A 14,163-nucleotide genomic window follows, 5' to 3' on the forward strand; every position below is an offset into this window, starting at 1 on the left:
AAGTCTTTGAAATCTTCAGGAATCATCAAAAATAAAATTTAGGCTAAGATAAAACATATACAAATCATAACTAAGCCTAAGTTTATTACCGATTGGTATTGAAAAGTTATGTCTAGCACATCTTGTTGAACTTCAATTTGCTTTTTAGAAATACTTTTTGCTATTGTCATAAGTTGAGAAAAGCGATCTCTTGTGAGAAAAGCATACAGTCCAGTAAGAGTTAGAGAGATAGCAAAATACCCAAAAGCATTTATATATTGTTTTCTGAGACCGTGAATATATCCATCAATAACCGCTTCGGGTTTGGTAAATAAATGTTTTTATAAATGAATTATCAAGATTAAAAAAACGATCAATAAATTCAGAAAATAGATTCTTGAAAGTAATACGTTTTGTGATTTTTTTAGCACCACAATCAGGGCAAAAGTATAGTTTTCTATATACAACCCACAATTTTTACAATTTGTAATGCTAATAAGGTTACTCATTAATCCAAATCTCTTTTTATTTTTTCTATTAGCTCCTCATCTGTTTTGTAGATTACAAACGCCCCATTTTTTATATACGATAATTTACCTGTTTCTTCACTTACTACAAGAGCTAGTGCATCAGTTTTTTCTGTAATACCCACGGCAGCTCTATGGCGTAGCCCAAAACGTAAAGGTATGTTGGTGTCATTGGTAACTGGTAGAATAACTCTGGTGGCGACTATCTGATTTTCTTCTATAATCATTGCTCCATCATGAAGTGGGCTGTTTTTATAAAAGATACTTTCTATAATAGGTGCGTTTACTTGGATATCCATAGAATCTCCAGTAGTTTTTACAAAATCTAATGAAGTAGTTCTTTTGATAACAATTAATGCTCCCGTATACGTTTTGCTCATTTCATTGCAAGCTAGAACAATTGCAGTAATATTAGTAATACTATCTTCAGGAGTATCTCTGATAAATTTTAATTGTCTGAAAAACTTACGCCTTCTTCCAAAATTGGTAGATCCAATCATGAGGAGGAAATTTCTAATTTCCTGTTGAAAAACAACGATTAGAGCAAACATTCCAACTCCAATAAATTCCCCCAAAACACTACTTAACATTTCCATGGCAAGAAACTGAGTAAGTTTCCAGACAAGATAAATAATGACAATACCAATAAAAATGTTAATAGCAGCAGTACCTTTTACTAGCTTATAGATATAATATAGCAAAAAAGCTACAAGCACAATATCGAGTACATCAAGTATTCTCAGGTCTATTAGATCCAAAATTCGGGCGTTTTTGTAAAAATAGAAAAATTAATGAAACCTTGTTTTGAAAAGCAAGATAAAAACCATGGATAGTTATTTTGTGTTTTTGGGATAAAATAGATTCTTATTTTGTTTCTTTATTGGGTAAAGAGGTAAATAATAGTTAGGTTCACTTGTTCTAACTGTATCAGTAAATTAAAGATGTTATCATATGTGGAATGTAAAATGCTTATTTCTATTGTTTTTGTGTGGTCACTCTATATGTGCTCAAAATGTGTGGGTGGTTTCTCCAACAGACCTTTATGAACAACCAAAAGAAGAGGGAATAGTAAAAGGGATTTTATTACGTGATGCTCTGGTAGAAATTACTTCTGAGGATCAAGAATGGGCAAAAGTAAAAGTTGATAATAATATGATAGGGTATGTAAAAAAAAGGTTCCTTGTAGAAACATTGAATGCTGGAGATAAATTTACATCACCTCCTCCTCCTATCATTGATGAAAATAATCAGTATGGCTCACCACACCTTTATACACAAGTAGCTTCATTGATAGGAAGAGAGCAGCCAAGTAAAAAAGCCAAGATAGGAACTGTTTTTACGATGGGGACAGTAGTGAGAATTACTTTTTATCCATGTAATCCTGAAGAATGGGTAAATGTGGGAAATTATTTTGTGCAACAAAAATATTTGGGGCAAAAACCAAGTATGAAAGAATTGTATGAAGAATTTGATGCTATTCCTAAATCAGATCTCAAAAAAAGAAAACAAGTAGGAGAGCGCATGGTAGAGTTTTCATGGAAATCAGGAGAATCCAAGATTCCCGCATTAGAACGATTCCTTGAATTGGCAAATCAATTAAAAGATGAAAAGCAAATGTATGCAGCCAAACTAAATCTCAAATTGGCAAAAGCAGGAGAGCATAGAGTGCCTTTTGAAAAGCTACATGCTATAGGGGTGTCAGAAAGTACGTATCTGGTAATTAATGGAGTCAAATTTTCTAATTATGAAACATTACCGCTCTCTCAATTGATTAAAGTTATGGGAGATCCCTTAAAGATTTTGAAAAAAGAACAAGATTGTTGTTTTAGTGGGGATCAAAGGTATCAATATAGCAATGCAGAATTTGTGGTAGATCAGGAAAAAAATATTGCAGAAGTTGATTGGATCTCTTTGCAGTCAGATAATAACGCATTTGTAATAAACGATTTTGTGATAAATAATAAAACTACAGAAGAAAAGTTTGTTGATGCAGTGTCAAAATGGGTAGAATATGATGGTAATTATCCAGAGGAATATCAGTTTTATTTGCTTGAGTACGCCTTGATAAATATTTCATTCAAAAAGAGAAAGCCAAAAAGATATAGTTTTTCTATTTTTCCTTAGTTATGAGTAGTAGTAGCATTTTGACTTTTATAGAACGGATAAAAGAAAGTGAAAATGTTATTAGCTAATCATCATATTGACTAGATTAATACATTCTATAGCTTCTTTAATATCATGAACTCGTAGAATAGAAGCGCCATTAAGAAGCGCAACTGTGTTCAGTGATGTAGTGCCATTTAGAGCTTCTTTGGGAGAAGTGTCTAGTGTTTTATAAATCATAGATTTTCTAGATAACCCCGCAAGAAGAGGAACATCTTGTATGCTTAAAAGTTTTAATTTTTTTAAAAGCTCAAAGTTCTGAGGAATATTTTTAGCAAAACCAAACCCTGGATCAATAATAATATCATGTATATTATGTTTTCTGGCTTCTGCAATTCTTTCGGCAAAATAGGAGTTTATTTCAAGTAACATATTGTCATAATGATCCATAGATTTCATAGTTTGAGGCGTTCCTTTCATGTGCATCATTATATAGGGAACACCTAGTTGTCCAACTATAGGAATCATATTAGCGTCCATCTTTCCCGCAGAAATATCATTAATAAGTGCAGCTCCAGCTTGGATACATAACTGTGCTATTTCACTTCTAAAAGTATCAATTGAGACCAAGGTTTTTGGGAATTTATCAAGTAATAAGGAGACAATAGGTAAGATTCTTTTTTTTTCCTCTTCGGCAGATATATGAATAGCTCCTGGTCTAGAAGAATATGCTCCCAAATCAATAAAAGTTGCACCATCAATAAGCATTTTCTCTGCTTGTTGTAAGAGGTCATTTTCGTTTTTGTACTTTCCTCCATCATAAAAAGAATCAGGAGTAAGGTTAAGAATTCCCATTACTTTTGGAGTAGAGAGATCAAGTAAAGAGCCTTTGCAATTGATAGTCATTATTGATATTTCGTTTATTTGTTTTAATAAGCAAATGTAATCTATCAGTGTTCATTTTGAGAGGGATTGATAGAATAGTTATGGGTTAATTTTATGGATTTTATTTTCAAACTTGGCATATGATTTTTTTAATTCCCATATTAAAGCGAAATTTACGCAAAATTCAACAGTTATATGCAAGATACATTTACCCAATACGATATAGTAATTAATAATTGTCGAGATCTTTTTAGTAGAAAGATGACAGATTATGGTAGTGCATGGAGAATTTTGAGATTACCTTCTTTGACAGATCAAATTTTTATAAAAGCACAACGAATAAGAAGTCTTCAAGAAAATGAAGTGCGCAAAGTAGATGAAGGTGAAGTTCCTGAATTTATTGGAATTATTAATTATAGTATAATGGCATTGATTCAGTTGGAAAAAGGAATAGCAGAACAGCCAGATTTGTCACCAGAGGAAGCAACAGAACTGTATAATAAGCATATTGGTATAACCAAAGAATTGATGATGAATAAGAATCATGATTATGGAGAGGCTTGGCGTGATTTAAGAGTGAGCTCTCTTACAGATTTAATTTTGCAAAAATTACTGAGAGTAAAACAAATTGAAGATAATAAAGGTAAAACCTTGGTGAGTGAGGGGGTTGATGCAAATTATCAAGATATGATTAATTATGCTGTTTTTGCCATGATTCACCTTGGCCAGGCAGATAACTAGATGTATAAAATACTGTTAAACTGAGAGTGATAAGCTGTAAACCATAGTATCTTGTGCAAATTGTACTATAAAAAAACAGTAATTAGAATGAGAGGTCGATATAGATAATATGCTTTTGATAGGAATCAAAAAAAAATAGAATCTAGACGACTTTCTGATTAGTAAAAATATAAATGCATAGATGAAAATATTAGTTACTTTCTCAAGAATATTTGTAGCCGCACTTTTTTTGTTTTCGGGATTTATAAAACTAAATGACCCTTTAGGATTTTCCTATAAACTTCAGGAATATTTTGGAGAAGGAGTCCTTAATTTAGAATTCCTTATTCCTTTTGCATTATTGATATCGGTTTTTTTGGTGATCTTTGAAATCATACTAGGAGTTACTTTATTACTAGGGTATCTATCAAAGTTTACGGTATGGTCATTATTATTAATGATACTCTTTTTTACGTTTCTTACGTTTTACTCAGCCTATTTCAATAAGGTTACAGACTGTGGGTGTTTTGGGGATGCAGTACCATTGACGCCGTGGGAGTCTTTTACCAAAGATTTGATTTTATTAGTGTTTATTTTGATATTGTTCTTTGGGAGAAAGTATATAACACCATTGCAGCCTCTTACAGCTCACAAGTGGATAGTATTTGCTTCTTTTACAGCATGTCTAGGATTTGCATATTATGTTTTGATGCATCTTCCGGCTCTTGATTTTAGAGCATATAAAGAAGGAACAAATATTCAGGCAGGTATGGAGGTTCCAGAAGGGGCGCCAGAAGCTGTGTTTGAATACCTATGGAAATTTAATGTCAACGGAGAAGAAAAAATTATAACAACTGGAGGAGACTACCCAAAAGTAGAAGGCGATTTTATTGAGGTTGAAACCAAAACAGTTGAAGAAGGGTACGAACCCCCAATTCATGATTTTTCTATAGAAAAAGGAGGAGAAGATTATACCGCAAAATTTTTAGAGAAAGAAAATGTAATTATTATTGTGACTTATAATTTATCAAAAAGTGAGACAGAAGGTTTTCATGCTATAAAAAAGATTACAGATAAAGCAAAGTCTCAAGGGTATGAGGTAATAGGACTTACCGCTTCTATGCCAGAAGATATTGCCAAAAAACAAGAACAGTTTGGTCTAGAGTTTGATTTTTATACAACAGATGAAACTGCTTTGAAAACAATTATACGATCAAATCCTGGGGTTATGAAACTCAAAAAAGGAACCATCATAGAAAAATTACATTGGAATGATGCAGGGAAAATTGATTTGTAAAAAGTAGCAAGACCTGTTGATTAAATAAAAAAGGAAACTCAAAATAAAAATGGGGAGTTATCTCATCAGTAAAATCGGATATGCTTTGCTTACTTTGATAGGTGTGGTAACTGTAATTTTTATGTTATTCACAATTCTTCCTGGTGATCCTGCGCAGATGATGTTAGGGCAAAACGAAACAAAAGAGCAGTTAGAAAATGTAAAGAAAAAATATGGTTTTGATAAACCAATATCAACACAATATTTATACTATCTTAATGACCTCTCTCCAGTTTCGATTCATAGTACAAACCCTGATGATTTCTCATATTATGATAAAGAAAAATATACAGGATTTGATCTTTTAGAGATTGGTAATAAGGTGATAGTGTTCAAATTTCCATACCTAAGAGAATCTTTTCAAAAGAATGGAAAGAAAGTGAGCGAAGTAATTAAAGAAACACTACCTAATACCGCTATTTTGGCGGTATTTGCTATATCAATAGCAATCATTTTAGGGGTTTTGTTAGGAATTATAAGTGCTTTGACAAAAGATAGATGGCCAGATAAAATGATTCAGTTATTGAGCACATTAGGGATGAGCGTTCCTTCTTTTTTTAGTGCCATCATTTTTGCATGGTTGTTCGGGTATGTGCTGAGAGAATATACAAACCTCAATATGACGGGAAGTTTGTATGAAGTAGATGACTTTGGAGAAGGAAGTTATATACAGTGGAAAAACTTATTACTCCCATCAGTGGTATTGGGTATACGCCCTTTGGCAGTAGTTACACAATTAATGCGTAATTCATTATTAGAAGTAATGAGTCATGATTATATTCGTACCGCAAAAGCAAAAGGGCTTTCAACATTTGATGTCATCAGGAAACATGCACTAAAAAATGCGTTGAATCCTGTAGTTACTGCAGTATCAGGGTGGTTTGCATCTATGTTGGCAGGAGCAGTATTTGTAGAATATATTTTTGGATGGAATGGATTGGGGAAAGAAATAGTAAATGCATTAAATACATTAGACCTGCCAGTAATTATGGGATCTGTATTAGTAATAGCAACTATGTTTATACTAATCAATATATTTGTCGATATAATATACGGATGGTTGGATCCAAGGATAAGGACTTGATAACTTAATATCTTAAGAATAAGTAACCACACTATTAACCAAATACATAAAATTTTAAATTAAATGAGAAAAAAAATTGTAGCCGGAAACTGGAAAATGAATAAAAACCTGGCAGAAACCAAAACATTGTTGTCAGATTTGACAGCTAAGTTAGGGGGATCATCTGATGCAGAAGTAATTGTAGCACCTACATTTACAAATCTGCATACAGCCAAAGAAGCTCTAGGAGGAACTGATATTGTTGTGGCAGCACAAAATATGCATCAGGCAGAAAATGGTGCCTATACAGGAGAGATTTCTGCAAATATGCTTAAAAACATTGGAGTAGAAACCGTGATATTAGGACATAGTGAGCGTAGAGCTTATTTTGGAGAAACAGATGAATTGCTTGCAAATAAAGTGAATACAGCATTACAACATGAGATGACTGTGATTTTTTGTTTTGGAGAAGAATTACAAGATCGTAAAAACGATGCTCATTTTACAGTGGTTGAGAACCAATTAAAAGAAGGGCTTTTTCATATCAATACTGCAGATTGGAAAAATGTAGTTTTAGCATATGAACCAGTATGGGCTATAGGAACAGGAGAAACAGCATCTCCAGAACAAGCACAAGAAATGCATGCTTTTATTCGTAAAACTATTGCACAAGCCTTTGACCAAAATATAGCAGATCAAGTTTCTATTTTGTACGGTGGAAGTGTAAAACCAGCGAATGCACAAGAAATTTTTGCAAAAACAGATGTAGATGGAGGATTAATTGGCGGAGCATCATTAGATGCAGATAATTTTACAGCTATAGTAAATGCAATCTAAAAAATAAACACTTCAATAGAAGTGATAATTCTAGAGCATCTCATTTATATGGGATGCTTTTTTATTAGGTATATTTTGTGGTAATAGAGTAACTTTGCCTCGATATAAAAATAATGAAATGTCAGACATAATATATATAGGATATTACTTTAAAGTATCACCTGTTCAGCCTGCTACAGAAATATTAGTGGCAGAGTTGGGGTATGCTGGGTTCGAAAGCTTTGTAGAAACAGAAGAAGGAGTTAATGCTTTTATACAAAAGAGTGAGTGGAATGAAAAAATTCTCGAAGAAATTTATGTCTTGAATTCAGGAGAGTTTGCGATAGATTATAAAGTTGAAGAAATAGAACAGATCAATTGGAATAAAGAATGGGAGAAAAATTTTAACCCCATTATTGTAGATGATGTGTGTAGTGTGAGAGCTCCGTTTCATGATAAACCAGATACAAAGTATGATATCATTATAGAGCCTAAAATGTCTTTTGGTACAGGACATCATGAGACCACGCATATGATGATTCAACATATTTTGAAAACTGATATGAAAAATAAAAAAGTATTGGATATGGGGTGTGGTACAGGTGTTTTGGCAATTTTAGGAGAAATGAGAGGGGCAGGATTAACTGATGCTATCGATATTGATAATTGGTGTTATTTGAATACGGTAGAAAATGTAGCGCGTAACCATTGCAAAAATATTACGACCTATGAAGGAGATGCTTCTTTGTTGTCAGGAAAAGAATATGATATCATTATAGCAAATATTAATCGTAATATATTACTTAATGATATTCAATATTATGCAAGATGTTTAAGAACAGGAGGGAAACTGTTTCTAAGTGGGTTTTATCAAGAGGATTTGGATATGATCACCAACGAATGTAGTAAGCATAACTTAATTTTTAATGATAATTTTGTTAGAAATAATTGGATAGCAGCATCTTATGATGTAAAGTGATATATTTATTGAGATTATAAAATACGAAGTTAGTATATTTGCATAAAATACCCCCTATGAGTACTCAGGAAAAAGTTTTAGAAGAAGTTTTAGAAAAAACGGTAGAACAAGGCAATAGCGAGATTGTTTTGTATAATGATGATGTGAATACGTTTGATCATGTTATAGAAACTTTAATCTATTCATGTGAGCATACACCAGTACAAGCAGAACAATGCGCATTATTGGTACATTATAAAGGGAAATGTACAGTAAAAACTGGAGTTTATGAGGAATTAGTGCCTAGGTGTTCTAAATTGTTAGAAGCAGGACTTAGTGCAGAGATTGTATGATTGACTAATTTGCAACCATTTTTTGATAAGAAAATTAAGAAGTCCATAAAATTATGGACTTTTTTTTGGTTTTATTTTATTTTTTTGGAACTAAAGAGTTGCATTTTGCTGTTACATATGAGTACACTTTTTTGCTTTTTTGTTAAATATTTAAAAACAAGGTAAAATTTAACATACGTAATCTTGATTCTCTTTATTTGTAAGAAAAAACTTTCTTTTTTGTATTTCCTTATATATGATTAAGTTTTCTTTAACATTCTTTTTTCCCTTTTGTTTAAATGCTTTAGTTGTATGTTTTTGTAAGAGTTATCTGTGTATTTTGTCGATTTTGTTGGGTGGCTAAAAATATGTTTTTTTGATTTTAATTAAAAAAAACCTACGGTTTAACCGTATTTTTAGAGAATAGTGTAAAAAATTAACTTTTTTTTCAAAAAAAATATCATATCTTCAAACCGCAAAAAAATAGAAAAGTTCAAAGCTTTCTACATAATTGTATTTAGGATAGAAGGTAACAATTCTATTTTTAGTTTAAAATAACTACACAAATTCAACTTAATTAAAAATGAAAAAAATCAAAGTATTAGCACTCTGTGCTATCGTAGCAGGGTTCGTAACATCCTGTCAAAAAGAAGACATTTCTAACGAAACACAACAAGAAGCAGTTTTAACCCCAACAAAAGATCAACTGTCAAAGTTGTATAATATGGGGATTAATACAGATAATGTTACTGTAGAGAAAATAGCTTTTCCTGATGGAACCTCAGAAAATTTCTTGGTTTCAGGGGATATAACAGTTCCTTTTTCGGGGCTTCAAAAATTCGAAGAATTAGAAGTTGTAGCAGGAGGTCAAAAGCAGTACAGAACAAATAACCTAGTATCTAGTTCTAATAGAAACATTAGCGTTATCGGATATACTGGGTCTGGGTATGCGTTGACCAGTAAGATGCAAACAGCATTACAGTGGGCAGTAAATAACTATAATGCATTAAACAATTCATTAAATTTCACTTTATCTTTTAGTGCGTCAACAAATGCAGATATGGTAGTGTATAATAATGGAGCTTCTGGAGGCGGAGGGTCTGCAGGTTTTCCTAGCGGAGGAAAAGCGCATAAGTGGATTCAAATCAACCAAGGTACAGATTCGTTTAATACGAATGTAATAGAGCATGTAATGACTCATGAAATCGGGCATTCTATAGGATTTCGCCATCAGGATTGGGTATCTCGTCAAAGTTGTAATGAAAATACGAATGAAGGACAAGCAGGAGTAGGGGCGGTTTTAATACCAGGTACACCTAGTTCTCAGTTTGAAGATTCTATAATGCTTGCGTGTTTTAACTCTAGTGATGATGGAGAATTCTCAAGTAGTGATATAACAGCAATTAATGCACTGTATTAAAAAATAGTAATATATTAGATAAGCTTTGAACGTTTTATGAAAGCCATCCTGTTAACTAGGGATGGCTTTTTTTGTCTTTTTAATGTATTCTGCGATACCATGTAAAATGTTGATTCATTGATTGTAATCATGTGTTTTTGGTGAATAAATTATTCTTATTCAGGTTTTTTTAAATGACACTTTTTTTTGTTTAATCCGCTTTATGCAATAGAGTTTCGTAGTAAATTTTCTATTGCATAAAGGGGGTTTAATAGGTTAAATAAAAGTTAATCTACTATATTGTGATAGTAATACTATTATCTTTGGGCGAAAATATATTAATATGAAATATTTGCTTCAGGATTTAAAGGTTAGAGTCAATGACAAAATTTATATTAAAGACCCTGAATCATCAGATTTAGGAAAAAGAATTATCGAGCATAGTATTCTTATGATTCATGAAATAGGGTTTGATAAGTTTACTTTTAAGAAGCTTGGAGAAAAAATAGGGTCTAATGAAAGCTCTGTTTATCGCTATTTTGAAAATAAACATAAATTACTTTTATATCTAACCTCTTGGTATTGGGGATGGCTAGAGTATCAATTGGTGTTTGCAACCAATAGTATTCCTGATTCAAAGAATAAACTAAGAAAAGGGATTGAGATCATTACAAGATCTGTAAAAGAAGATACCTCTTTTTCTCATATAAACGAGGTATTACTTAATCAGATTGTTATCAATGAATATTCTAAGTCATATTTGACAAAAGAAGTAGATGAAGAGAATAAAGAAGGGTATTTTTCTATATATAAACGACTGGTAATACGACTTACCGATATGATTAAAGATGTTGATAACGTCTATGCATATCCTTCTAGTTTGTCCAGTACTATAATAGAAGGCGCAATGCACCAACATTTTTTGGCAGATCACTTTCCTTCATTAACAGACTGCAATAAAAAAGTAACTCCTACAGAATATTTTATAGACCTAGTATTTAATTCAATAAAGAAGTAATATATGATCAAAAACGTTTTAACCTCTTGGCAAAGACTAATAGGGCTTTTAAAACTTGATAAAAAAGATATTTTACAAACATTTTATTATGCAATATTTGCGGGGTTGGTAAACCTGTCCCTTCCTTTGGGAATACAAGCAATTATAAACTTACTACAAAGTGCACAGATTAGTACATCATGGATTGTTTTGGTAGTTTTGGTAACAATAGGAGTGGTCTTTGTTGGATTGCTGCAATTAATGCAAATTCGTATTATAGAAAATGTTCAACAGAAAATTTTCACACGCGCCTCTTTTGAATTTTCGTATCGGTTTCCAAAAATAAAAATGAGTGAGTTGCGTAACTATTACCCACCAGAATTAGCGAATCGCTTTTTTGATACATTAACAACACAAAAAGGCTTGGCAAAGATATTGGTTGATTTTCCATCGGCTATTTTGCAAATTATTTTTGGGTTAATGTTACTGTCTTTTTATCACCCGTTTTTTATCATTTATGGGCTGTTATTATTAGTATTGGTATATATAGTTTTTAAATACACAGCAAAAAAAGGATTAGAAACTAGCCTTAAAGAATCCAAAAATAAATACAAAGTAGCGCATTGGATTCAGGAAATAGCCAGATCTATTGTAAGTTTTAAACTATCAGGTAAAACCAATCTGGCACTACAAAAAAATGATGCTTTGGTTACAGAATACCTGAAAGAAAGAGAAGGGCATTTCAAAGTTCTTGTAGTCCAACTAATACAATTGATAGGGTTCAAAGTACTTGTTACTGCAGGCCTCTTATTGATAGGGGGTATTTTGGTTCTTAATCAAGAGATGAATATAGGTCAATTTGTGGCGGCAGAAATTATTATTGTATTAGTAATAGGTTCTGTAGAAAAGCTAATTGCAGGACTAGAAACTTTTTATGATGTATTGACCTCTTTAGAGAAATTAGGGCAGGTTGTAGATAAAGAGTTAGAACCACAAGGAGGAGAAAAACCGTTTAAAGAAGATGAAGGTTTTATTGTTGAACTTGATACTGTTTCTTTTGTTAACCCCGACAGTAAAAGAAAAATTATTGATGACGTGTCTTTGACTATAGATGAGAATAGTAAAATTTTGATACAAGGGGCCAATGGTGCTGGTAAGTCTACATTATTACGATTGATAGTAGGACTTATAGAACCCGATAACGGAAATATATATATAAACAATGTTGATCTAAAAGGTGTAAATCTAAACTATTACAGATCTCATATAGGACAATCACTGGCAGAAGAATCCCCTTTTGAAGGAAGTATTTTAGAAAATATCACTTTTGGAGACACCTCTATACCAATGCAAGATGTGTATTGGGCAATAGAAAAGGTTGGATTAACACAATTTGTAAAAGAACAACCAGCAGGATTGAATACGATACTCTATCCAGAAGGAAAACAAATAGCATATACCATATCCAAAAAAGTAGTTCTAGCAAGAAGTATCATCAATAAACCAAAATTATTGATTTTAAAAGATCCGCTAGATCAGTTTGATGATGATGAGGTAACTAGAATTATGGATTTTCTTACAGAACCCTCAAGCCCTTGGGCACTAATTGTTGTAAGTCAAAACCAAAAATGGAGACAACGATGTACTAGAAAAATGAATATTGAAAGAGGTAAAATTATAGACGATAAATAGAAAGTTATGCTAAATATTTCTCATAATACTTTAAATAAGAAAGTAGACCTTTCTAATTATAATGCAATGAAAAAAGTCCTTCATAAAAGGCACTATAAGTATTTTAATAGATTTTTAAAAATCTTTGCCATTTTGGTGGTAGTGGTATTGTTTCTTCCTTGGACTCAAAATGTTTCTGGTAATGGTTTTTTGACCACGCTAAAACCTGACCAAAGACCGCAGACAATACAATCTCCGATTCCTGGTAGGATAGAAAAATGGTATGTGAAAGAAGGAGATTTTGTTAATAAAGGAGATACTATCTTATTTATTTCCGAAGTAAAAAATGAATATTTTGACCCCAATCTAATAGAGAGAACAGGTAAGCAAATACGTGCCAAATCTATGGCAGTATCGTCGTATGAAGGAAAAGTAAAAGCCATAGGAAATCAGATACAAGCTTTGCAAAGTGAGCGATCTCTAAAACTGCAACAAGCAAAAAATAAGCTTTTACAGTCTAAGTTAAAAGTGCAAAGTGATAGTATTGAGTATGAAGCGGCAAAAACGAATATAAATATAGCAGAACGACAATATGATCGTATAGTACAATTAGAAAAGGAAGGATTAAAGTCATTGACAGATGTAGAAGGAAAGAGGTTAAAGCTTCAGGAAACCCAAGCAAAACTAGTATCTAAGAAAAATAAGTTATTGGCAAGCAAAAATGAAATCATCAATGCTCAGGTAGAGATTAGTCGTGTAATGGCAGCATATACAGATAAGATATCAAAATCTCAGAGCGATAAGTTTACGGCAACATCTAATCAATTTGATGCAGAAGCACAAGTAACCAAACTAGAGAACCAATATACAAACTACGAGAGGCGAAGTGATATGCATTATATAAAAGCGCCACAAAATGGTTTTATAAATAAAACATTGCGTTCTGGAGTAGGAGAGACATTCAAAGAAGGAGAAAAACTTGTTAATATCATGCCATCAGAATATGACTTGGCAGTAGAAACATATGTAAGACCTATTGATTTACCATTGATTCATCTAGGAGAAAAAACAAGGATACGATTTGATGGATGGCCAGCAATAGTATTCAGCGGATGGCCTAATGTTTCTTACGGAACTTATGGAGGAGAAATTGTAGCTATAGAAACTTTTATTAGTGACAACGGAAAATACAGAATTCTCATTGCTCCAGATCCAGATGACCATAAATGGCCAAAAATACAAGTAGGATCAGGAGCGATAACCATTGCTTTATTAGATGATGTACCCATATGGTATGAGCTATGGAGACAGTTAAGTGGTTTTCCGCCAAACTATTATCAACCCAATAAAAAAATAGCCAAATCTGAAAAAAAATAA

General features: G+C 32.3%; 13 protein-coding genes and 1 pseudogene. 11 read left to right on the forward strand and 3 right to left on the reverse strand.

Going from position 1 to position 14,163, the window contains the following annotated elements:
• Positions 1–38: 38 nt before the first annotated feature.
• Together CVD18_RS23455 and cdaA are read right to left on the reverse strand one after the other, a co-directional pair.
• Positions 39–308 (reverse strand): annotated as a pseudogene (locus CVD18_RS23455) (DUF3667 domain-containing protein); the annotation flags it as partial.
• Between the two features lie 179 nt (positions 309–487).
• Positions 488–1,264 carry a diadenylate cyclase CdaA gene (cdaA, locus tag CVD18_RS07145; protein WP_103864759.1) on the reverse strand — a complete coding sequence of 259 codons (777 nt, stop codon included), beginning with the start codon at positions 1,262–1,264 and terminating at the stop codon, positions 488–490.
• A 193-nt stretch (positions 1,265–1,457) separates the two neighbouring features.
• Between cdaA and CVD18_RS07150 the strand changes: the two genes are divergently transcribed.
• Positions 1,458–2,630 carry an SH3 domain-containing protein gene (locus tag CVD18_RS07150; protein WP_146052725.1) on the forward strand — a complete coding sequence of 391 codons (1,173 nt, stop codon included), beginning with the start codon at positions 1,458–1,460 and terminating at the stop codon, positions 2,628–2,630.
• Between the two features lie 60 nt (positions 2,631–2,690).
• Here CVD18_RS07150 and folP read toward each other — a convergent pair whose 3' ends face one another.
• Positions 2,691–3,515, reverse strand: coding sequence for a dihydropteroate synthase (gene folP / locus CVD18_RS07155; protein ID WP_103864761.1), 825 nt, complete (start codon positions 3,513–3,515; stop codon positions 2,691–2,693).
• A 174-nt stretch (positions 3,516–3,689) separates the two neighbouring features.
• Between folP and CVD18_RS07160 the strand changes: the two genes are divergently transcribed.
• The 10 genes from CVD18_RS07160 (at position 3,690) to CVD18_RS07205 (ending at position 14,163) form a co-directional block, all read left to right on the forward strand.
• A complete protein-coding gene (locus CVD18_RS07160) occupies positions 3,690–4,235 on the forward strand; it encodes a DUF1599 domain-containing protein (RefSeq protein ID WP_103864762.1) in 546 nt (181 codons plus the stop codon).
• 181 nt (positions 4,236–4,416) lie between these two features.
• Positions 4,417–5,511, forward strand: a complete 1,095-nt coding sequence (locus CVD18_RS07165) for a BT_3928 family protein (RefSeq protein ID WP_103864763.1) — start codon at positions 4,417–4,419, stop codon at positions 5,509–5,511.
• A 49-nt stretch (positions 5,512–5,560) separates the two neighbouring features.
• Positions 5,561–6,634, forward strand: a complete 1,074-nt coding sequence (locus CVD18_RS07170) for an ABC transporter permease (RefSeq protein WP_103864764.1) — start codon at positions 5,561–5,563, stop codon at positions 6,632–6,634.
• A 63-nt stretch (positions 6,635–6,697) separates the two neighbouring features.
• Positions 6,698–7,450 (forward strand): triose-phosphate isomerase, encoded by a 753-nt coding sequence (gene tpiA, locus CVD18_RS07175; RefSeq protein ID WP_103864765.1) that lies wholly within the window; start codon positions 6,698–6,700, stop codon positions 7,448–7,450.
• Between the two features lie 118 nt (positions 7,451–7,568).
• Positions 7,569–8,408 (forward strand): 50S ribosomal protein L11 methyltransferase, encoded by an 840-nt coding sequence (gene prmA, locus CVD18_RS07180; protein WP_103864795.1) that lies wholly within the window; start codon positions 7,569–7,571, stop codon positions 8,406–8,408.
• 56 nt (positions 8,409–8,464) lie between these two features.
• Positions 8,465–8,740, forward strand: coding sequence for an ATP-dependent Clp protease adaptor ClpS (locus CVD18_RS07185; protein ID WP_103864766.1), 276 nt, complete (start codon positions 8,465–8,467; stop codon positions 8,738–8,740).
• A 562-nt stretch (positions 8,741–9,302) separates the two neighbouring features.
• Positions 9,303–10,139, forward strand: coding sequence for a M57 family metalloprotease (locus tag CVD18_RS07190; RefSeq protein ID WP_103864767.1), 837 nt, complete (start codon positions 9,303–9,305; stop codon positions 10,137–10,139).
• Between the two features lie 322 nt (positions 10,140–10,461).
• Positions 10,462–11,136, forward strand: coding sequence for a TetR/AcrR family transcriptional regulator (locus CVD18_RS07195; protein ID WP_103864768.1), 675 nt, complete (start codon positions 10,462–10,464; stop codon positions 11,134–11,136).
• Positions 11,137–11,139: 3 nt separating this feature from the next.
• Positions 11,140–12,807, forward strand: coding sequence for a peptidase domain-containing ABC transporter (locus CVD18_RS07200; RefSeq protein ID WP_103864769.1), 1,668 nt, complete (start codon positions 11,140–11,142; stop codon positions 12,805–12,807).
• Between the two features lie 6 nt (positions 12,808–12,813).
• The gene (locus tag CVD18_RS07205; protein ID WP_103864770.1) at positions 12,814–14,163 is read left to right on the forward strand and encodes an HlyD family secretion protein; all 1,350 of its coding nucleotides are present in this window, start codon (positions 12,814–12,816) and stop codon (positions 14,161–14,163) included.

Origin of the sequence: Aquimarina sp. I32.4 (genome assembly GCF_002924285.1) — a bacterium.
Taxonomy (GTDB): domain Bacteria; phylum Bacteroidota; class Bacteroidia; order Flavobacteriales; family Flavobacteriaceae; genus Aquimarina.